The following is a 21,246-nucleotide window of genomic DNA, read 5'->3' on the forward strand; positions in this document are numbered from 1 at the left end:
CCAACCCGCGAATAGCCCCTGGCGTGAGCATGCCGCCGACCGCTACCGTGGTAAGGGCCGCACCTGAAGAGGGGCCCGTACCGCATCCGTTCGCCGGGGAGCACGTACGACGGCGGCACGGCGCGCACCCAGGGTGCGGGGAGGACGGGTCGGGGCGATGGGCGACAAGCGCGCAGGGCTGGTCTACGGCTTCGCGGCGTACGGCATGTGGGGGCTCTTCCCGCTGTACTGGCCGCTGCTGGAACCGGCCGGGGCCGGGGAGATCCTGGCCCACCGGATGGTGTGGTCGCTGGTGGTCGTCGCGGTGCTGCTGCTGGTGCTGCGCCGCTGGGCGTGGATCGGTGAGCTGATACGGCAGCCGCGGCGGCTCGCGCTGGTCGCGGTCGCCGCGGCGACGGTGTCGGTCAACTGGGGCACGTACATCTGGGCCGTCAACGCCGGGCATGTCGTGGAGACCTCGCTCGGCTACTTCATCAACCCGCTGGTCACGATCGCGCTCGCGGTGCTGGTGCTGCACGAGCGGCTGCGGGCGGTGCAGTGGGCGGCGGTCGGCATCGGCTGCCTCGCGGTGGGGGTGCTCGCGGTCGGCTACGGGCGGCCGCCGTGGATCGCGCTCGTGCTCGCCTTCAGCTTCGGCAGCTACGGGCTGGTCAAGAAGAAGATCGCGATGGGCGGCCTGGAGTCGCTGGCCGCCGAGACGTCCGTGCAGTTCCTGCCCGCGCTGGTCTTCCTGCTGGTGCTCGGCGGGCGCGGCGACGCGACCTTCGCCTCGCACGGCGCCGGCCACGCGAGCCTGCTGGCCCTCGCCGGGCTCGTCACCGCGGTGCCGCTGGTGTGCTTCGGCATGTCGGCGAACCGGCTGCCGCTGTCCACCCTGGGGCTGCTCCAGTACCTGGCGCCGGTCTTCCAGTTCCTCATCGGCATCCTGCACTTCCACGAGACGATGTCCACCGAGCAGTGGATGGGCTTCCTGCTGGTGTGGGCCGCGCTCGTACTGCTGACCGCCGACGCGCTGCGCACCGCCCGCCGTTCGCGTACGCAGCTGGCACAGGCCAAGGCCGCCGCGGCGCAGATCTCACCGGCGGACCTCCCCGGGGAGACCGCCGGAACGGCGTGACCGGCGGGCCGGAATCCCGGCCCCGTGGACTCTCCCTGCGGTGAGTATCGGGTGGGCCCCGCAGCGCCCAATACTTGTCTCGTCCGAGATCCTCGTCGGCTGAATTACCGCGGCCGCGCTTTTCGTGCTGCCGAATTCGGCCGACCTCTGACGAGAGGGAAACAATGGCAAGCAGGAAGATTCTGGCGCTGCGGTCGACGATGGTCGCCGCGGCCGCCGGCGGTCTCATTTTCGTGGGAACCGGGGCCGCCAGCGCCAACACCTACTACTACGACGCCCTCAACTACGGGACCACCGACGGCAACACCGGTGTCCTTTACGAAACGGGCCACGACTGCAACTGGGGCAACGACAAGTTCTCGAACGGGGAGACGGTCAACAACGACATCACCTCGCTCGACAGCTACGACTCGCGCGGCGACTACCTCTTCGACGGCACCGACGAGGGCGGCTGCACCAGCGCCTCCTACGCCGGGTGGGACCTCTACGTCGTGCCCTACGCGTCGATTCCGAACCTCGCCACCTACGACTTCAACAACAAGGCGGGCGGCCACCTCTACGGCTGACGGGCGTACGCGCCCGGCCGGCCGCCGGCCGACCGGCCCACGGAACTGACCGGACAACCCCCCGGCCGCGGTGCGCCCGCCATCCGGTGCGCCGCGGCCGGGGTCGGCAGATCGAGGAGTTGTCGTTGACCATGCGGAAGAACGCCGCCGCCGCGGCCGCCGTCCTGGCGGGTCTGCTCGCCGGGTGCGGTACGGGTTCGGGGCACCACGCCGACGCCGAGGCGCCGCTCACGACGCCGTCGGCGGAGCAGCAGATCACCCTCCCCCTGGAGAGCTACTACCCCACGCCCGAGCAGGACGCCCTGCTCAACCAGGCGCGCGCACAGCTCATCCTCCAGTGCATGCAGAGCTTCGGGCTCACCTTCAGCACCACCGCGCAGCAGAGCACGGGCACGGACCCGTACCGTACGGACCGCTTCCTGCTGTCCGACGCCACGCTCGCGGCCCGGTACGGCTACCACTCGGCGCCCGAGGTGTACGCGCGCCAGGCGCAGGAGAACACGGACGCCGCGAAAGACGGGTGGAAGCCCACCCCGGCGGAGAAGACCGTGTTCGACGGGGTGGGCCAGAACACCTACGACGGGAAGAAGATCCCGCCGGGCGGCTGCCGGCAGCAGGCCTTCGGCTCGCTGTCCACCGTCGCGGCCGCGGCCGCGGCCCGTCCCCCGGCCGACTCCGGTGACGCGCCGCCCGACATCTACTTCGTCCAGAGCCTCAGGCACAAGGCCGCCGACAAGGCGGCGCAGGACTCCCGGGTGGTCGGCATGGAGCAGGCGTGGAGTTCGTGCATGCACGCGGCGGGATACACCTACACCTCTCCCGAGCAGGCGGCCCGCGACCCCCGCTGGCAGGTCGGCACAACGCCGCAGAAGGGGGAGATACCGGTGGCGAAGGCCGATGTCGCATGCAAGACGAAGGTCAATTACCTCGGAATCATGACGCAGGTCACGACCGAGACGCAGAAATCCCTCGTCGAGGACAACGCCGAGGCGCTGAGCACGTACAAGAAGGATTTCGACCAGCAGCTGAAACGCGCCACGGCGATCCTTTCCGGAGCATCGGGGAACACGGCGAAGTGAACGACGAGCCAGGGGACGAATACCGTGTCTGACGTCGTCCGTTCCGATTCCGCCACGGAATCGGAACCAGCGGAGCAGAAGGTCCTGACCCGCCGCCGGTGGGTACTGGTGGCCGCGGTCACCGGTGCACTGGGGCTGTCGGCGGGAGGGCTCGCGGCGTCGACCCTGGTGAAGTCACCGGAGCAGGTGGCGGCGGAGGCGGCTCCACCGTCGCCCTCCGCGGTCACCGCACCGGTGGAGCGGCGGGTGCTGTCGCAGACGGTCGTCATGCGCGGTGTCGCCGCCCCCTCGGCGACGACGACCGTCGCGGCGCCGGCGGCGGAGGACGGGGGGAAGTCCGTTGTCACCCGCGCGCCGGTGAAGCAGGGGCAGTCCGTCACGCCCGGCACGGTGGTGGCCGAGGTGTCGGGCCGCCCCGTGATCGTGCTGCCCGGCCGGATCCCCCTCTACCGCGACATCCGGCCGGGCATGAGCGGGCCGGACGTGAGGCAGTTGCAGTCCGCGCTGCGCGGGCTCGGCTACGCGGTGCGGGACACCCGGGGCACGTACGGGACCTCGACGGAGGCCGCGGTGAAGGCCCTCTACCGCGATCGCGGATACCAGCCGCCGACGCTGACGGAGACCGTGGGCGCACCCGCGCCCGACCCGGGAACAGCTGACCCGGGCACGGCGGGCTCCGCCACGGACGGCTCCGGCACCGCGGGCTCCTCCGGCACGGACGGCTCCGGGACCGCGGCCCCGCAGACCGCGCCCCCGGGCCCGTCCGGGTCCGGCGGTACGCGGCAGCGCAAGCGGTACTGGGTCAAGGCCGGGGAGCTCGCCTTCGTGACGTCGCTCCCCGCCCGCGTCGCGACGATCTCCGCGGGCCTGGGAGCGGATGTCGGCTCGCACCCCGTCCTCACCCTCTCCGTCGGCGACGTCGTGGTGCGCGGCACTCTGGCCACCGACGACGGAGCCCTCGTGCACGCCGGGATGAAGGTGACCGTCCTCGCGGAGCAGACGGGCGTCCAGGCCGCGGGCAAGGTCACCTCGATCGGGCCGTACACGCAGGAGAGTACGGGCGGGAGCGGCGGTACGGCGTCCGGGGACGACCCGGGGGACGGCTCGGGGGACGCGGCGTCCGGCGGTACCGGCCAGGAGCAGTCGCCGGCCGGCCGCCCGGTGGTGGTGGCGGGAGTCAAGCCGCTGCCCGGGAGTCTCGTGGGCCAGGACGTACGGCTGACCATCGAGACGGCGTCGACCGGCGGCAAGGTCCTCGCCGTCCCGGCCGCCGCGGTCTATGCCACAGCCGACGGATCGGCGCAGGTCGTCGTCCTGCGACCGGACGGGCGCCGGCAGCGGGTCCCGGTCACGGTCGGCGCGACGGGCGCCGGCTACGTCGAGATCCGGGGCGGCGCCGTCGCCGAGGGCGACGACGTGGTGGTGGGCACATGAGCCGGCCGCGCACCCGTCCCGACGCGGCGGCCATCGCCTCCGACGGGACGGCGACGGACCCGGCGCCCCCGGTGATCGCCTTCCGCGGGGTGGGGCGGACGTATCCGGGACCGCCGCCGCTGACGGCGCTCCACCCGGCCGATCTGACCATCGCACGCGGGGAGTTCGTCACGGTGGTGGGTCCCTCGGGGTCGGGGAAGTCGACGTTCCTGAACGTCGCGGGGCTGCTGGACCGGCCGTCCCGGGGCCGCTACCTGCTGGACGGCATCGACACCGCGGGCCTCGGCGAGCGCGACCGCGCGGCGCTGCGCGGCCGGCGGATCGGCTTCGTCTTCCAGTCCTTCCACCTCCTGCCGCACCAGTCCGCGATCGACAACGTCGCGCTGTCGCTGCTCTACACCGGCACCCCGCGCGGCAAGCGGCGCCGGCTCGCCGCCGAGACCCTGGAGAGGGTCGGGCTCGGACACCGCCTGCGGGCGACCGTCGTGCACCTGTCCGGCGGCGAGCGGCAGCGGGTCGCGATCGCGCGGGCGCTCGTCAACCGGCCGAGTCTGCTGCTGTGCGACGAGCCCACCGGCAACCTCGACACCGCCACGGCGCGGACCGTGCTGGCGCTGCTGGGCGAGCTGCACGCGAGCGGCTTCACGGTCCTGGTGGTGACGCACGATCCGGGGGTCGCCGCGCTCGGGCAGCGCGCGGTGGTGATCCGGGACGGGGTGCTGCGGGAGGCCGACCCGGCGGGCCTCGGGGCGTCGGCCGTACAGGCGGTCGGGGCGGACCCGGTCGACGTCTCGGGGGCGGTCTCATGGCAGTGAAGCGCAGGACTCGGTCACCGCGGCGCGGGCGCCCGGTGCCCCCCACCCGGCTCCGGCCGCTGGACGCGCTGCACGAGGCGCTGGGCGCGCTGCTGGCCCGTCCGGCCCGTGCCTCGCTGACCGTGCTGGGCACCCTGCTGGGCGTCGCGGCCTTCGTGACCGTGCTGGGGCTGACCTCGACCACGTCGGGACAGATCTCGCAGCGCTTCACGACCCTCGCCGCGACCGAGGTGACGGTGCAGGACGCTCCGGCCGACCCCGCCGCGGCCGACGCCCCCTTCCCCGCCGACACCGAGCAGCGGCTCGACCGGCTGAACGGTGTGCGGGCCGCCGGGGTCTACTGGACGGCGAAGGTGCCCGGCGGGGACCAGGACCAGGGGGCGCCGGTGTCGGCGCGGCCCCCGGGCCCTCCGGGCACGGGCGGGCAGGTACCGCTGTCGGTGCTCGCCGCCTCCCCGGGCTATCTGACGGCGGTGCACGCGTCCGTGTCCTCCGGCCGCCTCTACGACGCCTTCCACGACAGCCGCGGGCTGCGGGTGTGCGTCCTCGGCCGGGCGGCGGCGACCAGGCTGGGGATCACCCGGCTGAAACCGCAGCAGGCGATCTTCGTGGGGGACGTGCCCCTGACGGTGCTGGGGATCATCGGCGACGTGAGCCGGCAGCCCGGGACCATGCTGTCGGTCGTGGTCCCGCAGACCACGGCGGAGCAACTGTGGGGGCCACCCGCCGCGGGTGACGCGAACGCGGCCAGGGTTCTGATCGAGACCCGGCTCGGCGCCGCCCAGCTGATCGGCCGGCAGGCGGCTGCGGCGATCCGCCCGGACCAGCCGGCGCGGTTCAAGGTGACGACGCCGCCCGATCCCAGGACGCTCAGGGACCAGGTCGGCACGGACCTGAGCGGCCTCTTCCTGGGGCTGGCCGGAATCTGCCTCGTGATCGGCGCGCTCGGAATAGCGAACACGACGCTGGTCGCCGTACTCGAACGCACTTCGGAAATCGGTCTGCGGCGCAGCCTCGGCGCCCGCGGAAGGCACATCGCCGCCCAATTCCTCTCCGAATCCGCCGCGCTCGGCATGCTCGGCGGACTGATCGGCACGGGTGTCGGGGTCGCTTCCGTGGTCGCGGTTGCGGCAGCACGCAAGTGGACGCCGGTCCTCGAACCCCTCACGGTTCTTCCCGCGCCGTTGATCGGCGCGGTGACGGGCCTGCTCGCCGGCCTCTATCCGGCCTGGCGTGCCACCCGCATCGAGCCCGTGGAGGCGCTCCGCCGCTAGACCCGCGCACGGGGCGCGGGAAAAGCGGCGGAGTTTCAGCCGCCGAACTGCTCCCCGATGATGCGTGCCTGGAGTTCCCGGATGTTCGCGCAGCCGAGCCGCTGGAGGCCCTTGCGGATGTGGTAGGCCACGGTCGACTCCTGGACGCTGAGCCTGCGGGCCGCCTCGGTGCGGGTGATCCCGGTGGTCATGAGGTCGAGGACCAGTCGCTGCGTCCTGGACAGCTGCTCCGCCCCGCGGATGTCGAGCTTCGTGCGCGGGGGCCGGTCGGGGCGCAGGAAATGGCCCGCGACCACGGGGGATATCCAGTTGCTGCCGCGCAGGACCGCGTCCAGCGCGGCCTGCCAGCCGCCGGGGGCGTCGCTGCGCGCGACCAGCGCGGTGGCCCCCCGGGAGACGGCGTCGGGGATCAGCGCGTCGGCCGCGTCATGGCAGACGTAGACCAGCGGCCGCTGGCTGTCCGACTCCCTGACGCCGGGCAGCCCGATGCGGTCCGCGACGGCGACCGGGAGGGGACCCGGCTCCCGCTCCACCCCCCGGTGAATATCCCATTCCTCTTCCATGCCCTCCAATTCGGAGAGCATCCTACGTCTGTTCTCCGGGTCACCGAGCATCAATTGCAAATCCATTTCCCCACCCCATACGTCAGCTCAGCACATGACGACGCCCGTAGCATAACCGAATACCCCGCACCCGGCGAAGAAGATCTTTCCGCGCATGACGCGCGCACCCAAAAGAACGGTCAACTCCCCCCACTGCCACTCTTTCAGGACGCCTGAACGAAGGGTTCCGTTCCTCTTCCCAAAGGGATCACATTGACACACACCGGGCCACCGGTCATAATCTTCCGGCGTCGCACCCCCGCCATTCCTTCCATTTCCCGGCGGGGGCGCCACCACCTTCTCGCAAGGTAGTTCACCAGAAATTCATCGCCTTTTTCCCCGTGATTGTCCGCCGGCCACCGCAGCCGGACGCGGGGCCGCAGTGGGCTCGCTTCCGGCGAATTTCCGCAGCGGGGCGACGCGTCGTTGCCCGAACCCCAAGGACCTCACCGTGAACCTTTCCTCCCGCGGCCACAGCCCGTCGGGGCCGCCGGCCCTGCCCGAACCGCTGCCGGCCGTGGCGGCTGTCCCGCCACCCCGGGCGGGAGCGGAGCGGGCACCGGCCCACGGGCTCCGGCGCGACATCCAGGGGCTGCGGGCGGTGGCCGTCACGCTCGTGGTGCTCGCGCACTGCGGGGTGGGCGCGGTTGCCGGGGGCTACGTCGGGGTCGACGTCTTCTTCGTCATCTCCGGCTTCCTCATCACCTCCCTCCTGATACGGCAGTTACGCGACAGCGGCCGCATACCGATGGGCGGCTTCTACGCCCGGCGCGCACTGCGGCTGCTGCCGGCCGCGACGCTCGTCGTCCTGGCCACGCTCGTCGGATCGCGGCTCTACCTGTCGAAGATCCGCTTCACCGCATACGCGGGCGACGCGGTGGGCAGCGCCCTCTACGCGGTGAACCTCCGGCTCGCCGCCTCCGGCACGGACTACCTCAACGCGGACAGCCCCCCGTCGCCCTTCCAGCACTTCTGGTCGCTCGCGGTGGAGGAGCAGTTCTACGTGGTGTGGCCGCTGCTGCTCGCGCTCGCCTGGTGGGCGGGGCGGCGGCTGGGCCGTCCGGTGCTGTGCGCCGCGGTGGTGCTCGGCGCGGTGTGCCTGGGGTCCTTCTGGGTGAATCTGCGGCTGACCGCCGACTCGCCGTCCTGGGCCTACTTCGGCTCGCAGGCCCGCTTCTGGGAGCTGGGGGCGGGGGCGCTGCTCGCGCTGGGGTCCAGGTGGCTGGGGAAGCTGCCCGAGCCGCTCGCTGCGGCAGCGGCCTGGGCGGGTCTGGGCTGCGTCCTGCTCGCCGCGCTGCGCTACGACGACGCGACGCCCTTCCCCGGGACGTACGCGCTGCTCCCGGTGCTGGGCGCGGCCGCGGTGGTGGGGGGCGGGTGCGTACGGTCGGCGTACGGGCCCGAGCTGCTGCTCGCGCGGCGGCCGGCCGTATGGGTCGGCGGGCTGTCGTACGGCTGGTATCTGTGGCACTGGCCGCTGCTGGTGATCGGGCCGGTGGCACTCGGCCGCCCCGCGGGGCCGCGGCTCGCGCTGGTACTGGCCGCCACCGCACTGGGGCTCGCCTGGCTGACGCTGCGGCTGGTGGAGAATCCGGTGCGCTTCCACGCCGCCTTCCGGGGCCGGCCCTGGCGGGCGCTGCGGCTGGGCGGCGGCCTGTCGGCGGGGGCCGCGGTGGTGGCGCTCACCGCGTCGCTCTTCCCGCCGGCCATCGACTCCGGCAGGCCCGCGCCCGGCCTGGCCCGGGAGATCACGGCGGCGGCGGACCCGGGGCTGCGGCTCACGCAGTTGCTGGCCGCCTCCCCCGGGAAGCTGCCGAGCAACCTCGCGCCCGCGCTGGGCGACATCAAGAAGGTGCGGTCCGCCGTGTACCGGGACGGCTGCCACGTGGGCTACGCGAGCACGAAGGTGCCGGACTGCGTCTACGGCGACCCGCGCTCCGACACCGAGGTCGTCCTCTTCGGCGATTCCCACGCGGCGCAGTGGTTCCCGGCGCTGGAACGGCTCGCGGGCGAGCGGCACTGGAAGCTGATCTCCCTCACGAAGGCCTCCTGCAAGGTCCCCGCGGTCTCCATCGTCAACGGCGGCGGGCCGTACGCGAGCTGCGACACCTGGCGGTCGCGGGCGGTCGCCCGGATCGTCGCGTCGCACCCCGACCTGGTGATCGTGTCGTCGTCGGACGCGGGCGACCTGGCGCGTCCCGCGGGCGACCCCGAGCAGCAGTGGACGGCCGGTTTCCGGGACACCTTCACCCGGCTGGGCTCCTCCGGGGCGCGGGTGGTCGCGCTCCAGGACACGCCCTGGCCGACCGTGGACGCGGTGGACTGCGCGGCGGAGCACCCGCTGGCGCTGGGGCGGTGCGCGAACCACCTGCCGGACGCGGTGCACGACCCGGCGCGGCACCGCGAGCTGGCGGCTGCCGCCCGTGCCACCGGGGCGACGGTGATCGACCCGGCGCCGTGGCTGTGCGCGCCGGACGGGACCTGCCCGGTGCTGGCCGGGAACACGCTGGTCTACCGGGACGACAGCCACATCGCGGAGGGCTTCGCGTCGGCGCTGGCCCCGGTGCTGGGCGCGCGTCTGGCGGAGCTGCTGCCCGCGTGAGCCGTGTCTGTGTAAGCCGTCAGCACGTGAGTCGTGTCTGTGTGAGCCGTATCTGTGTGAACCGTCAGCGCGTGAGCCGTCACACCGTGCGGACGGCGGTGCCCGCGGCTTCGAGGGCGGCCAGTTCGTCGTCCGGGGCGGTGCCGTCGGTGACGAGGGTGTGCAGGAGGCTCGTCGGGCCGACGTACGCGTAGGCGGTGCGGCCGAACTTGCTGCCGTCGGTGGCGAGGACGACGCGGCGGCTGGAGGTGACGGCCGCCTTCTTCACCGCGGCCTCGTCCAGGTCGTAGGCGGTCAGGCCCTCGGCGGCGCTGAGGCCGCAGCAGCCCAGGACGGCGGTGTCGAAGCGCAGGGCGGCGAGCGAGGCGAGGGTGAGCGGGCCGGTGAGGGCGCCCTCGGCGGCGCGCGGCTTGCCGCCGGGCACCATCAGCGTGGTGGGGCCGGGCGCGTCGCTGAGCAGGTGGACGGCCTGGAGGGACAGCGGCATCACGGTGACGGGCCGCCCGCGCAGCAGCCGGGCGACCTCCAGGCAGGTGGTGCCGCTGTCGAGCAGGACGCTCTCGCCGTCCGCGATCAGCGCGTCCACCTCGGCGGCGATCCGCTGCTTGGACTCCACCGCCTCGTGCGCGCGCAGCGCGAAGGGCGGTTCGTCGCCCCTGAGCAGCAGGGTGCGGGCGCCGCCGCGGACGCGTTCGAGGACGCCCTGCGCGGCGAGCGCGTCGAGGTCGCGCCGGATGGTCATCTCCGAGGCGCCGGTCAGCGCGGCGAGCGCCTGCACCGTGGCGCTGCCCGCGTCCCGTACGGCCTGGGCGATCAGCCCGTGACGGTCGGTGTTGCTCATACGGTGATTGAACACCAGCGGCGAGTGAACAGACAAGCTGTTCGATGGCGACTGTTTCGCACATCCGGGATGTTCGTTATGGTGGCGGGCATGGACCGCGCTCTCCGGGCCGCCCGCGTGGCGACCTTCGTCTACTTCGTGCTCGACGGCACCCTCATGGGCATCTGGGTCGTGCACATCCCCGCCGTCGAGGACCGCGTGGGCATCAGCCACGCCACCCTCGGCGGACTGCTGGTGCTGCTGGGCCTCGGCGCGTTCCTCGGCATGCGGGTGGCCGGGCCGCTCGCCGACCGGCTCGGCACGCGCGTCGTCGTCCCCGCCTCGGGCGTGCTGTGCGGCGCGGCGCTCGCCCTGCCGGGACTGTCGCACAGCCCGTGGACGCTCGCCGGGGCACTGCTGGTCTTCGGCTTCTGCAACGGATGCCTGGACGTGAGCATGAACGCGCACGCGGTGCATGTGGAGAAGGCGTACGCGCGGCCGGTCATGTCGGCCTTCCACGCGACCTTCTCGGTGGGCGGCGTGCTGGCCTCACTCGTCGCCGCGGGCGCGTCGGCCGCGGGCCTGGGTACGGCCTGGGTGCTCTCGGTGTCGGGCGCGGTGGGCGTGCTGATCGCACTGGCCGCGGCGCCCCTGCTGCTGCCGTCGGGAGCCGTCGCGGCGGAAGAGGCCGCGGAGGCGGCGGAGGCCGCGGCGCCGCAGGCCAAGCGGAAGGGCGGCTCGCGGTACATCCGCATCCTCGCCGGGCTCGCCTTCATGACGATGCTGTGCGAGGGCGCCGCGAACGACTGGAGCGCGCTGCACCTCAAGGACGTCCTCGGCGCCCCGACCAGCACCGCGGCCTTCGGCTACGGCACCTTCGCCGCGGCGATGACGGTGGGCCGGCTGCTCGCCGACCGCGTCTCCGCCCGCTTCGGCTCCCTGGCGATCCTGCGGTACGGCTCCGTGCTGGCCGCGGTCGGGATCACCGTCGTCGCCCTCACCCCGTGGACGTGGGCGGCCTTCGTGGGCTGGGCGCTGTTCGGCCTGGGCCTGTCGGGGTGCGTCCCGCAGCTCTTCAGCGCCGCCGGGCACGCCGACCCCGCCGCAGCGGGCGCCAACGTCTCGCGCGTCGCGGGCCTGGGCTACCTCGGCATGCTCGCGGGCCCCGCCGTCATCGGCTGGCTGACCCACCTGACCGCGCTGAACCACACGTTCCTGCTGCTCACGCTGCTGTGCGCGGTGACGGCGGCAGCAGCGGGGGTGCTGCGCACCGGACAGCCGGACCACACCGCCCAGGAGCTGGAGCCCTCCCGCTCCTGAGCCCGCCCAGCGGCTCCCCCGACCACCCGTGCGGCCCGGTCCTGACCCCGGGCCGCACGGGTATCCGCCGCCGGCGGATGTGACGCGGATCCCGCCCGGTCCGATTGACGCCAGTAATGCGCGGACGCAATATATGCATATGCATGACTCTACGGGCCGACGCTTCCTCTTCCTCCTCGGCAGCACCCGCGCGGGCGGCAACACCGAGACGCTCGCCCAGCAGGCGGCGGCCGCGCTGCCCTCCGACGTCGAGCAGCACTGGGTACGGCTGGCGGAGCTGCCGCTCCCGGCGTTCACCGACGTCCGCCACTCCGGCGACGGCTCCTACCCCGAGCCCACCGGCAACGCCCGCACCCTGCTGGACGCGACCCTCGACGCGACGGACCTGGTCATCGCCTCCCCCCTGTACTGGTACTCCCTCTCGACGCCGACGAAGCAGTACCTGGACCACTGGTCCGGCTGGCTCCGCGTCCCCGGCCTCGACTTCCGCTCCCGCATGGCCGGCCGCCACCTCTGGGGCATCACCGCCCTCGCCGGCACCGACCACTCCGACGCCGACCCGCTGGTCGGCACCCTGCAGAAAACCGCCGCCTACATGCGCATGCCCTTCCACGGCACCCTCCTGGCCAGCGCCACCCGCCCCGGCCAGGTCACCACGGACGAGGCCGCGGCCCTGCGGGCGAAGAGGTTCTTCACGGGGTGAGGCCGCGGCTGTCCCGGCGGATCCCGTAGCCGAGCCACCCGTCCGGCCCCCCGTCCGCGGGACTGCGGACGAAGCCCGCCTTGAGCAGCACCCGGCCGGAGGCGGGGTTGTCGGGGTGGTGCCGCGCGGACAGCCGGACCAGAGGGGTGTGCGCGAAGGCGTACGCGACGAGCCGCCGGACGGCTTCGGTCCCGTATCCGCAGCCCCAGACGTCCTCGCGCAGGATGTAGCTCACGGTGGCGTGCCCGGTGTCACGCTCCCGCAGACCGATCAGTCCGACCAGGTCGCCACGGGCCGCCTCGATGCCGAAGCGCCAGCGTTCGCGGGGAACCGTGCGGGCCTGGGCGGCGGCGTCGGCGACATAGGCGGCGGACTCCTGCTCGGTCAGAGGACGGCCCCGGGTGTAGGTGAGCGACGCACCGCTGTAGATCCGCAGGACCGCAGGGGCGTCGGCGTCGGCCAGCTCGCGAAGGGTGATCATCGGACGGCGTCCAGGGCCTGGGCCAGCTCGGCCGCTCCGGGCCTTTCGGCGGCGGACGGTGTCAGGCACGCCGCGATGACCTCCTCGAAGGCCGGGAAGGGCCACGGCCGGACGGCCGCGAGGTCGGCGCGTTCTCCGGCGGCAATGGCGCGCAGCTTGTCCGGCCGCGAAGCCTCGTCGGCGTACGGGACGGGGCGGCGCCCGGTCCAGCACCAGAAGAGGGACGCGCCCAGGCCCCAGACGTCCGCCGGGGGCCGGACCTGGACGTGCGTGTCGGCGGACGTGGTGAGCAGCGCGTCGGCAATCTCCGGGGCCGTCGTGTGGGTGAGCGCGCCCCGGTACGGAAGCCGGTCCGCCGTGTCCGGCCCGCAGGAGAGGGCGAAGTCGAAAAAGTCGGCGCGGCCCTCCGGGGTGACGACGGTGTTCGTGGGCTGCACGTCGGCGTGCGTCCAGCCGGCGGCGTGCATGCGTGCGAGCCGCGCCGCCCAGGTCCGGGTAACGGTCAGCAGCCACCGACGCGCCGCGGGCCGGTCGCCCTCCGGGCCGCGCGCCTGCGCGAACGCGTGCCACAGCGGCTCACCGGCGAGCCAGTCGACCGCCAGCCAGTGGCCGCCGTCCCACCCACCGGCGTCCACCCGGTAGCCGGGATCGATCGCCTCGGCAGCGGTGAGGGCCCGGAGGTGCCGGTCCTCCTGGTAGATCTCCGCGGCCTTGTCCCGCTCCTGCCCGGCCTCGGGGCTGTTGGCCTTCAGTACGACGGTGGCCCACTCGCCGGTGACCTTCCACGCGCGCGAACCCCGCCGGTCGCTGAGCAGAACGCACTCGGCCCCCGGTCCCACCCGCGGCTCCAGCGCGGTTACCGCCTCGGGAGGAGCTGTTGCGCCCATGCCTTGACGTCCTTCCAGTCGTGCCCGATCTCGCCGAGAACGTCATGCCCGTCGTCGACGGCCGCCTCCACGGCAGCCGCCAGCTCCGGCGTGGCACGCAGAAACCGCCCGTCACGTGACCTGACGGCAACCCGCACCGGCAGAAACGACAACGGCGGAGGCGGAACGGGGCGTCCGCTGCGGTCGGCACGCTCCTCACCTGCAGCGAACTTGCCGACCATGAGCCCCACAGGAGCGTAGAGGTGCTTCAGGGCCCAGTGCGGCCACTGCAGCGCCTCCCCTCCCGCGTGCAGGACCGCAACGTTCTCGCACACGAAGGCGCCGCGCCGTCGGGGCATTGACGACCGCACTCGCTCGGCGGCCTGGACCGCAGCGTAAAAGATCTCGGCCTCGACGTCCTCGACACCGCCGACGGCCTCGTACAGGGTCCAACTGGTGTGGCCCCGTTCGAGGGACGGTCCCAGGTAGGGGCAGTGGGCGGTCACGTCACGCAGATACGTGGCGAGGTACGGCGCAGGGGTGCTGGTGCGGGGAGCGAGGAGGCGGAGCGCCCCAGCACTGGGCCGGGTCGCTCCGCCGACAGGCCTGGACGGGGTCACGATGCGGCCGGTTCCCGCTGCGGCACCGGTACCGCGTCGTCACCGCCGTCCCCGGGAACCGGCGAGCAGTCCCACTCGGCGACCACCACCCCGGTCTCCCGGTAACGGGCCACGCCTTCACGGTCCACGCGGCCATCTCGGTCGGTGAACCAGAGCTCGGGGAGTACGCCGAACAGGGCCTCGTAGTCACGAACCCAGGAGACAGGACCAGCACCCGAGCCAGGTGCGTGCCCGATACTGCGTCCGGCGTGCTCCGCGCAGAATGCCGGGTAACCGGGCGAATCCAGAAGCTCGTGCCAAGCGGCGTCGACCGCCGGGGAGAACATCTCCGGGGCGGGTTGACCGGCCGCGAACCTGCGGCCCGCGATCGTCAGGAACCGGCCGAGTTCGGCCTGCTCCGTGCTGGTGGTGCTCACGTCGGTGATCCTCTCGTAGAAGCCGATGGTGCAAACCCGCTGGGCTCCCAGCGGGAGTTCGGGCGGCGAGCGGCGGACGGTCACACGGTGAGCGACGCCCACACGAGCTTGCCGACGCCGTTACGGTCGGTGACGCCCCAGCCGTCGGGACCGGTGAGGGCGGCGACGAGGGCGAGGCCGCGGCCGCGTTCGTCGTCGGTGGTGGCCGCGCGGGGTTTCCGGGCTGCGCGGGGTCCGGGGCCAGAACGTCGTCACGCTCGGCGGGACGTCGTCGGCCTTCGGGTCGCCTTCGGACTGCTCGTGCATGTGCGTGCCCTTCCTCGGCTGAGGTGACGAGTGGACGTCAGGGGCCCCGGCGGTCGCCCCGCGGGGACCCCTGACGGAGGGCTCGACCGGCACGGGCGCCTCGGGGCGGCGCTCAGGGAGTACCGTCTCGCTGCCAAGCTCGAACAGCTTCAGGTCGCCGAGGTCATCGCCGCATCGCAGACGCGGGTCAGCCGGATAGAGACCGGGCACGTCACCGCCCGGCCGATCGAGATCCGCGCGATGCTCGACGCCTTCGGCGTCACCGACCTGGACATCCGCAAGAAGCTGGAGGACATGTCCCGGGCCTCGTACCGGCGGGGCTGGTGGCTGGAGCACGCCGCCCACCTACGGCCCGACTACCTGGACTACATCTCGCTGGAGGACGACGCGACGTACATCCGCGAGTGGCAGCCGGTCCTCGTCCCGGGTCTGCTGCAGACTCCCGCCTACGCCGAAGCCGTCATCACCGCGGGTCCGAACTTCGTCACCCCGGAGCGGGTGGGGCAGTTGAGTGCGGTGCGCGAGACGCGGCAGGCCAAGATCGCGCCCGGCGCCGCGAACTACACCGCCATCGTCTGGGAGCCGGTCTTCGTGCACCCACTGGTCACGCCGGAAATCCACGTCCGGCAACTGGAGCACATCCTCGCCGTGCTGGAGCGGCAGAACGTCACCTTGCAGGTGCTGCCCTTCGCGGCGGGCATCCTCGCCGGGACGACCTCCGCCTTCTCCAGTTTCAGTTTCGATGACGAGCCCATCGTCGAAGCCGTGACCATGGAGAACGTCCGCGGTACCTCCGTGCTGGAAGCGCCTGCCGATCTTGCCGCCTACACCAACGTTTTCGACCAACTACGATCGGCTGCACTATCACCCGACGACAGCGCGCAAGTCCTCCGGAGCGCGCTGCGGGATGGCGAGAAAGGCGCGCAGTGGACGACGTTGAAGGCCGTTACCGCAAGTCCTCCTACTCCGGGCAAGAAGGAAACTGTGTAGAGGTCGCCGCCACGGCGGGCGGGGGCCGGGCTGTTCGGGACAGCAAGGACCAGGCCGGGCCGAGTCTGCGGTTCAGTGCCGAGGCGTGGGGTGCGTTCCTCGCCGGGGCGCGGGGCGGGGAGTTCGACCGCTGAGGTCGGACGTCCGAGCGAGGGCAAGGGGAAGGTCCCTGGAAACCGCCTGGTGGGCGGGGTCCGGGGACCTTTTCGTGGTGCGCTCGAAGACCAGCACGCGGCGGCCGCGGACGCTGACGTCCGCCACCTTCGTGAAGTGGGAGTGGAGGACGGACATCTTCGTACGGTCGCGGGCCGTCGCGTTCGCCTCCGCGGTGAAGTCGGCGTCCGTCACCAGGAGGATGCGGTGCTGGGCGAGCATCGCGGTGCGGATGCGGGCCGGGGGCGCTTCCACGCCCTCCAGGGTCGCGGACTCCAGGGGGCCCTCGGACAGGGCGATGTCGTGCAGGCCCGCGAAGGCGTCCGGGGAGACGTAGGCGGTGTCGCGGCGCCAGGACGGGACGAAGAGGACCGCGGAGTCGGGGGACTTCAGGCGCTGGACGTGGGCCGCGACCGCGAGGACGTCGTCCACCCGGCTGGACGGGGAGCGCTCGGCCACGCACTGCGGGAGGAGGGCCAGCGCCAGGGCGGTGACGGCCGCCGGGACCAGCCAGCCGCGCGCGGCCGCGCGGGCCGCCGTGTCCAGGGCGGCGCCGATCAGCAGGGCCAGGCCCAGCAGGCTGAAGACGACGTAGCGGTCGAGGTAGAGAGGGTGGACCAGGGAGACCGTCAGGAGGGCGAGCTGCGGGGCCGCCAGCAGCGGGAGACCGACCGTCACCGCCGACAGCCGCCGCCCGGTGTGCGGGCGGACCACGGTCGCCGCGAGGGCGCCGAGCGTCAGCAGCACCGCCGGGGCGACCAGCTTCGACCAGGTCAGCGGGGCTATCCAGGCGACCTGGTGCTGCTGGGTGCGGCTGTAGAGGATGAGCGGCAGCACGGCGGCGGTCGCGGCCGCGGAGGCTGCCGCCCAGCGTGTCGCGGGGCCGCGTCCGGGCCGTGTCCACAGCAGGGTCGCCGCGTGGGCGGCCAGCATCAGCAGGGAGAGCCAGTTCAGCAGGCCGCAGAGCGCGACCGTCGCCGCGTACGCCGCCCAGCGGGCCGGGCCGCCGCGCCCCTGGAGGAGCGTCACCAGCAGCAGCGTCGCGGCCGCCGCCCCGGCGGTGACCAGCGCGTACGGGCGGCCCTCCTGGAGGTAGAACTGCACGGTCGGGAGCAGCCCGAACACCGTCCCGGCGGCGAGGCCGGCCCGCGGGCCCGCCAGCCGCCGGCCGAGGACGGCCACGCAGCCGGCCGCGACCGCCATGGCCAGTACCGAGGGCAGCCGCAGGGTCACGATGTTCGCCCCGAAGCACGCGAACAGCTCGTGCATCAGCAGGTAGTAGAGGCCGTGCACGACGTCGATGGAGCGCAGCATCCGGCACAGGTCGGCGGGTGAGCGCTGGGCCGCCTGCCACGTCGCCGCCTCGTCCCGCCACATGCTGTGCTGCCGGGAGAGCCCCCACGTCCCGAGCGCGAGCGTCACCGCCGCGGGAATCAGCCAGACGGGCGGGCGGACACGGGCGAGGGCGGTCGGTGAAAGGTGCACGTATGGCAGATGCAGGAATCCGGCGGAGCGTTGAGCGCCCGCCGGATTCCGTATGTGAAGATCTGCCGCCTTCGTCCCCGGGGAGCCGCCTGGGGACGGGAGCAGGGGGCGGCCCCCGGGACGTGGGTCCCGGGGGCCGCCGTGGGTGCGCCGATCAGGAGAAGGAGCAGGTGATGGAGCCGTTCGGGGTGTTGATGCCCTGCGAGGACGTCGCCGTGAAGCCGAACGTCGTATTGCCGTCGGCCGGGATCGAGCCGTTGTAACCGGCGTCCTTGACCGTCACCTTCGTGCCGCTGGTGGTCACGGTGCCGTTCCACAACTGGCTGATCGTGGTGCCGTCACCCGTTGTCCAGTTCACCGTCCAGTGACTGGAGGGTGAGGTGCCGTGGTTCATGACCTCGACCGAACCCTGGAAACCGCCGCTCCAGGAGTTCGTCACCGAGTACATCGCCATGCAGTTGCCGTCCACCGGCGGCATCGAGGTCGGCGGGGTGGTCGGCGGGGTGGTGGGAGGCGTCGTCGGCGGGGTGGTCGGCGGCGTGGTGGGCGGGGTCGTGCTGCCGCCCGTCGTACCACCGGTGGTGCCACTGCCGTTGTGGATGCCCGTCACCTCGCCGTTGCCACCGTCGAAGACGATGTCGGAGCAGGAGAAGAAGTTCTCGTTGCTGTCCGAGCGGACCCACTGGATGAACAGCATGGCGTTGCCGGAGCGGCCCGCGGGCAGCGCCTGGTCCCAGTAGTAGTGGCCCCCGTCCGTGCCGGGCGAGCCGACGGCGGGCGGGTTGGTGCTGGTGCTGATCTCGGTCATGTCCGCCCACGCCAGCGGGGTGGTCGGGGACCAGCCCTGCTTGGTGAGGTAGACGTGGAAGGTGCCCGGGTGCTGCGCCCAGTTGCTGTACTGGAGCTGGATCGTCGACCCGGACGTCAGGTGCGTCTTGGGCCAGTCGTCACGGGCGGCGCTGTAGGCGGAGAAGTCGTACGGCGACTTGTTGCCCGCGCTGCAGATCGTGCCGTCCGGCACGTAACCCACGGTCTTGCCGCCCGCGTTGGAGTCCAGGACGGCGAACCAGTTGTAGAGCGGCGTCGTGCCGCTCTGCGCGACCGCCGCGGCACAGGCCGGGTTGGTGGGCTGCAGTGCGCCCGAAGCCGTCTTCCCGTCCTGGTAGCACAGGTACGTTCTCGAACCGGGCATCATCGCGACGCCGTGCGCCTGGGCCTGGCCCTGCGCCAGGAAGACGATGCCGAGGGCCGAGAGCAGCGTCGCCAGGACGGCGAGTAAAGAGAGCTGCCTCTTCTTGTTCACAGTGGTGACCTTTCCGGCGACGTCCCCGAGGCCGTGGTCCACCGCAGCCGGGTCCTCAGGGGCGGAGTGGGGGGAGAACTGTGATGTGGAGCACCCATGGGAGCGCTCCCACTGCGTGAAGCTAACAGCAGATCAGGGGCATGTAAACAGCCCGATCCGCGGAAGGGCTGAGTTTGTTGCCCGTTGGACGAGCCCGGAGCGCCCCGGCCACGGGCCCGGGGAGGGCCGCCGGGCCGTGCGCCGCCGGTCTACGCCGTGATGTCGCGGGTGGTGAAGCGGGCCCAGGCCGCCGAGCCGAAGACCGCCGCGTAGACGGCCTGGAGGGCCAGGTTCTTCAGGATGCCGCTCCATATGACGGGGGCGCGCATCACGTCGGCGAAGCTCAGCCAGTAGTGCGGGAAGAGGTAGGGCTGGACGGCGTGCAGCTGGGGGATGCTGTTGACGATCTGGACGGTGATGAGCAGGCCGACCGTCGCGGCCATCGCGCCGATGCCGCTGTCGGTGAGGGTGGAGATGAACAGGCCCAGCGCGGCCAGGCCGATCAGGGAGGCCGCCACCAGCAGGGCGATCAGCAGGCCGCGCAGGACGCCGTCGGTCAGGGAGACGGTGTTGCCGGACAGCAGCGTCACGTCACCGACGGGGAAGAGGCTGAAGCCGACGATCACGGCGGACAGCACGACCGTGAGCGTCGCGGCCACGCAGAAGACCAGCACCGAGGCGTATTTGGCCAGCAGCAGGCGGGTACGCCCGGCCGGGGCGACCAGCAGATAGCGCAGGGTGCCGGTGGCGGCCTCGCCCGCGACGGCGTCGCCGCCGACCACGCCGATGGCCATCGGGAGGAAGAAGGGGAGCGTCGCGGCGAGGGAGGCGAAGGCGAGGAAGAGGCCGTTGTTGCTGACCTGCTCCAGGAAGGCGGGGCCGCCGCCTTCGCTGCCCCCGACGGAGCTGCCGTCGCGGGTCTCGATCCGGATGGCGATGCCCACCAGGAGGGGGACCCCGGCGAGCACGCCCAGCAGCGCCATGGTCCGTGCCCGGCGGAAGACGGTGAGCAGCTCGGACCGGAAGAGGCCCAGCGACCAGACCGCGCGCGGGGCCCGCCCGGCGGGGGCGGTGGCCTCGACCACGGGGGCCGGGGCCTCCGGGGCCGGGTCCGGGGCCGGGTCCAAGCCCTCCGTGCCGGCCGGCTCCGTCGATGTCTCAGCCTGCGACATTGAAACCCTCCCCCGTCAGTGCCACGAACGCGTCCTCCAGCGACGCGCGGCGCTGGCCGAAGCCGCGGACCCGGACGCCGGCCGCCACCAGCGCGGCGTTCAGCTCGGCCAGGTCGGGCGGATCGGCGGGCAGCTCGCCCGTCACCTCGCCGGTGTGCGGATCGGCCACGACGTCGGTCACCCCGTACGCGGCCAGGACCCGTACCGTCTCGGCCGGGTCGGGGGTGGTGACGGCGAGGCGGCCGCGGGTCCCGGCGGACAGCTCGGCGACCGGGCCCTGGGTGATGAGCCGGCCGCGGGCCATGACCGCGGCGTGCGTGCAGACCTGCTCGATCTCGTCCAGCAGGTGGGAGGACAGGAAGACCGTCGTACCGTCGTCGGCCAGCTCGCGGACCAGGCCGCGGATCTCGCGCATGCCCTGCGGGTCGAGGCCGTTGGTCGGCTCGTCCAGCACCAGCAGCTCGCGCGGCTGGAGCAGGGCGGACGCGAGGCCGAGCCGCTGCTTCATGCCCAGCGAATAGGCCTTGGCCTTCTTGCCGGCGGCCGCGGTCAGGCCCACCCGGTCCAGCGCGGAGGCGACGCGGGCCTTGCGGGTGCGCGGGTCGGCGGTCGGGTCGGCCGCGTCGAGGCGCAGCAGGTTGTCCTGGCCGGACAGGAAGCCGTAGAGCGCGGGGCCCTCGATGAGGGCGCCGACCTTGGGCAGCACGCTGCGGGTGGACTGCGGCATCGGCCGCCCCAGCACGCGCGCGCTGCCCGCGGTCGGCTCGATGAGGCCCATGAGCATGCGGATCGTGGTCGTCTTCCCCGAGCCGTTGGGCCCGAGGAATCCGAAGACGCTGCCGCGCGGCACCCGCAGATCCAGGCCGTCCACGGCGAGGGTGCCGCGGTACTGCTTGGCCAGACCTCGGGTCTCGATCACGACGTCCGCGGCTTGCGCCGCCGGGGGCTGCGGAGGTCCCGCGAGGTGGCCCGCCGTCTCCTCCCCGCCCGCCGTCTCCTCGTCGCCGGCCTGCCCGCCGACCGCGGGTTCACCCTGCGGCGGCACCTTCGCGGTGGGCGGGTCTTCCATCGCACTCCTCGCTT

21 protein-coding genes are annotated in these 21,246 nt (G+C 72.9%); 11 read left to right on the forward strand and 10 right to left on the reverse strand.

Going from position 1 to position 21,246, the window contains the following annotated elements:
* The first annotated feature begins 157 nt into the window (after window positions 1–157).
* The 6 genes from rarD (at window position 158) to ACWERV_RS18175 (ending at window position 6,285) form a co-directional block, all read left to right on the forward strand.
* Window positions 158–1,117: an EamA family transporter RarD gene (gene rarD / locus ACWERV_RS18150; RefSeq protein WP_452933943.1), complete on the forward strand. Its 960-nt coding sequence runs from the start codon at window positions 158–160 to the stop codon at window positions 1,115–1,117.
* Window positions 1,118–1,281: 164 nt separating this feature from the next.
* On the forward strand, window positions 1,282–1,683 hold the full coding sequence (locus tag ACWERV_RS18155) for a hypothetical protein (RefSeq protein WP_452933945.1): 402 nt from the start codon (window positions 1,282–1,284) through the stop codon (window positions 1,681–1,683).
* A 125-nt stretch (window positions 1,684–1,808) separates the two neighbouring features.
* A complete protein-coding gene (locus tag ACWERV_RS18160) occupies window positions 1,809–2,762 on the forward strand; it encodes a hypothetical protein (RefSeq protein ID WP_452933947.1) in 954 nt (317 codons plus the stop codon).
* Between the two features lie 24 nt (window positions 2,763–2,786).
* Window positions 2,787–4,196 carry a peptidoglycan-binding protein gene (locus tag ACWERV_RS18165; protein ID WP_452933950.1) on the forward strand — a complete coding sequence of 470 codons (1,410 nt, stop codon included), beginning with the start codon at window positions 2,787–2,789 and terminating at the stop codon, window positions 4,194–4,196.
* Entirely contained in the window at window positions 4,193–5,011 is an 819-nt protein-coding gene (locus ACWERV_RS18170) for an ABC transporter ATP-binding protein (RefSeq protein ID WP_452933953.1), read from the forward strand. The genes ACWERV_RS18165 and ACWERV_RS18170 overlap by 4 nt, the downstream gene beginning before the upstream one ends.
* Window positions 5,002–6,285 (forward strand): ABC transporter permease, encoded by a 1,284-nt coding sequence (locus ACWERV_RS18175; protein WP_452933956.1) that lies wholly within the window; start codon window positions 5,002–5,004, stop codon window positions 6,283–6,285. Before ACWERV_RS18170 ends, ACWERV_RS18175 begins: the two co-directional genes overlap by 10 nt.
* Before the next feature lie 35 nt (window positions 6,286–6,320).
* Here the strand turns inward: ACWERV_RS18175 and ACWERV_RS18180 are convergent, their stop codons facing one another.
* Window positions 6,321–6,818, reverse strand: coding sequence for a helix-turn-helix transcriptional regulator (locus ACWERV_RS18180; protein ID WP_452933959.1), 498 nt, complete (start codon window positions 6,816–6,818; stop codon window positions 6,321–6,323).
* Window positions 6,819–7,338: 520 nt separating this feature from the next.
* Here ACWERV_RS18180 and ACWERV_RS18185 point away from each other — a divergent pair.
* On the forward strand, window positions 7,339–9,489 hold the full coding sequence (locus tag ACWERV_RS18185) for an acyltransferase family protein (RefSeq protein WP_452933962.1): 2,151 nt from the start codon (window positions 7,339–7,341) through the stop codon (window positions 9,487–9,489).
* A 79-nt stretch (window positions 9,490–9,568) separates the two neighbouring features.
* Here the strand turns inward: ACWERV_RS18185 and ACWERV_RS18190 are convergent, their stop codons facing one another.
* The gene (locus ACWERV_RS18190; RefSeq protein ID WP_452933965.1) at window positions 9,569–10,330 is read right to left on the reverse strand and encodes a DeoR/GlpR family DNA-binding transcription regulator; all 762 of its coding nucleotides are present in this window, start codon (window positions 10,328–10,330) and stop codon (window positions 9,569–9,571) included.
* Window positions 10,331–10,420: 90 nt separating this feature from the next.
* Between ACWERV_RS18190 and ACWERV_RS18195 the strand changes: the two genes are divergently transcribed.
* Both ACWERV_RS18195 and ACWERV_RS18200 read left to right on the forward strand, forming a co-directional pair.
* Window positions 10,421–11,629 carry an MFS transporter gene (locus ACWERV_RS18195; RefSeq protein ID WP_452933968.1) on the forward strand — a complete coding sequence of 403 codons (1,209 nt, stop codon included), beginning with the start codon at window positions 10,421–10,423 and terminating at the stop codon, window positions 11,627–11,629.
* A gap of 139 nt (window positions 11,630–11,768) precedes the next feature.
* Window positions 11,769–12,332 carry a flavodoxin family protein gene (locus tag ACWERV_RS18200; RefSeq protein WP_452933970.1) on the forward strand — a complete coding sequence of 188 codons (564 nt, stop codon included), beginning with the start codon at window positions 11,769–11,771 and terminating at the stop codon, window positions 12,330–12,332.
* Here ACWERV_RS18200 and ACWERV_RS18205 read toward each other — a convergent pair.
* The 4 genes from ACWERV_RS18205 to ACWERV_RS18220 all read right to left on the reverse strand — a co-directional run bounded on the left by ACWERV_RS18205 (window position 12,322) and on the right by ACWERV_RS18220 (window position 14,715).
* Window positions 12,322–12,813: a GNAT family N-acetyltransferase gene (locus tag ACWERV_RS18205; RefSeq protein WP_452933972.1), complete on the reverse strand. Its 492-nt coding sequence runs from the start codon at window positions 12,811–12,813 to the stop codon at window positions 12,322–12,324. The genes ACWERV_RS18200 and ACWERV_RS18205 overlap by 11 nt on opposite strands.
* Complete coding sequence (locus tag ACWERV_RS18210; protein WP_452933975.1) at window positions 12,810–13,700, reverse strand: protein kinase domain-containing protein; 891 nt, start codon at window positions 13,698–13,700, stop codon at window positions 12,810–12,812. The genes ACWERV_RS18205 and ACWERV_RS18210 overlap by 4 nt, the downstream gene beginning before the upstream one ends.
* Window positions 13,670–14,185 (reverse strand): hypothetical protein, encoded by a 516-nt coding sequence (locus ACWERV_RS18215; protein ID WP_452933977.1) that lies wholly within the window; start codon window positions 14,183–14,185, stop codon window positions 13,670–13,672. The genes ACWERV_RS18210 and ACWERV_RS18215 overlap by 31 nt, the downstream gene beginning before the upstream one ends.
* Before the next feature lie 110 nt (window positions 14,186–14,295).
* Window positions 14,296–14,715 (reverse strand): hypothetical protein, encoded by a 420-nt coding sequence (locus ACWERV_RS18220; protein WP_452933980.1) that lies wholly within the window; start codon window positions 14,713–14,715, stop codon window positions 14,296–14,298.
* 336 nt (window positions 14,716–15,051) lie between these two features.
* Here ACWERV_RS18220 and ACWERV_RS18225 point away from each other — a divergent pair, with 336 nt between their 5' ends.
* Window positions 15,052–16,011, forward strand: a complete 960-nt coding sequence (locus ACWERV_RS18225; protein WP_452933983.1) for a helix-turn-helix domain-containing protein — start codon at window positions 15,052–15,054, stop codon at window positions 16,009–16,011.
* Entirely contained in the window at window positions 15,948–16,145 is a 198-nt protein-coding gene (locus tag ACWERV_RS18230; RefSeq protein ID WP_398185646.1) for a DUF397 domain-containing protein, read from the forward strand. Before ACWERV_RS18225 ends, ACWERV_RS18230 begins: the two co-directional genes overlap by 64 nt.
* Here ACWERV_RS18230 and ACWERV_RS18235 read toward each other — a convergent pair.
* The 4 genes from ACWERV_RS18235 to ACWERV_RS18250 form a co-directional block, all read right to left on the reverse strand.
* A complete protein-coding gene (locus tag ACWERV_RS18235) occupies window positions 16,084–17,541 on the reverse strand; it encodes a glycosyltransferase family 39 protein (RefSeq protein WP_452934085.1) in 1,458 nt (485 codons plus the stop codon). The genes ACWERV_RS18230 and ACWERV_RS18235 overlap by 62 nt on opposite strands.
* A gap of 262 nt (window positions 17,542–17,803) precedes the next feature.
* Window positions 17,804–18,952, reverse strand: a complete 1,149-nt coding sequence (locus ACWERV_RS18240) for a lytic polysaccharide monooxygenase (RefSeq protein ID WP_452933986.1) — start codon at window positions 18,950–18,952, stop codon at window positions 17,804–17,806.
* A 248-nt stretch (window positions 18,953–19,200) separates the two neighbouring features.
* Entirely contained in the window at window positions 19,201–20,163 is a 963-nt protein-coding gene (locus ACWERV_RS18245; protein ID WP_452933988.1) for an ABC transporter permease, read from the reverse strand.
* Complete coding sequence (locus ACWERV_RS18250; RefSeq protein ID WP_452933991.1) at window positions 20,150–21,232, reverse strand: ABC transporter ATP-binding protein; 1,083 nt, start codon at window positions 21,230–21,232, stop codon at window positions 20,150–20,152. The genes ACWERV_RS18245 and ACWERV_RS18250 overlap by 14 nt, the downstream gene beginning before the upstream one ends.
* Window positions 21,233–21,246 lie beyond the last annotated feature (14 nt).

The organism is Streptomyces sp. NPDC004031 (assembly GCF_053604375.1).

Coding starts and splice junctions, on each gene's coding strand:
- ACWERV_RS18235 (WP_452934085.1), bottom strand. CDS start 17,541: ATGTGGCGGGACGAGGCGGCGACGTGGCAGGCGGCCCAGCGCTCACCC.
- ACWERV_RS18210 (WP_452933975.1), bottom strand. CDS start 13,700: ATGGGCGCAACAGCTCCTCCCGAGGCGGTAACCGCGCTGGAGCCGCGG.
- ACWERV_RS18245 (WP_452933988.1), bottom strand. CDS start 20,163: ATGTCGCAGGCTGAGACATCGACGGAGCCGGCCGGCACGGAGGGCTTG.
- ACWERV_RS18190 (WP_452933965.1), bottom strand. CDS start 10,330: ATGAGCAACACCGACCGTCACGGGCTGATCGCCCAGGCCGTACGGGAC.
- rarD (WP_452933943.1), top strand. CDS start 158: ATGGGCGACAAGCGCGCAGGGCTGGTCTACGGCTTCGCGGCGTACGGC.
- ACWERV_RS18250 (WP_452933991.1), bottom strand. CDS start 21,232: ATGGAAGACCCGCCCACCGCGAAGGTGCCGCCGCAGGGTGAACCCGCG.
- ACWERV_RS18195 (WP_452933968.1), top strand. CDS start 10,421: ATGGACCGCGCTCTCCGGGCCGCCCGCGTGGCGACCTTCGTCTACTTC.
- ACWERV_RS18205 (WP_452933972.1), bottom strand. CDS start 12,813: ATGATCACCCTTCGCGAGCTGGCCGACGCCGACGCCCCTGCGGTCCTG.
- ACWERV_RS18155 (WP_452933945.1), top strand. CDS start 1,282: ATGGCAAGCAGGAAGATTCTGGCGCTGCGGTCGACGATGGTCGCCGCG.
- ACWERV_RS18170 (WP_452933953.1), top strand. CDS start 4,193: ATGAGCCGGCCGCGCACCCGTCCCGACGCGGCGGCCATCGCCTCCGAC.
- ACWERV_RS18200 (WP_452933970.1), top strand. CDS start 11,769: ATGCATGACTCTACGGGCCGACGCTTCCTCTTCCTCCTCGGCAGCACC.
- ACWERV_RS18175 (WP_452933956.1), top strand. CDS start 5,002: ATGGCAGTGAAGCGCAGGACTCGGTCACCGCGGCGCGGGCGCCCGGTG.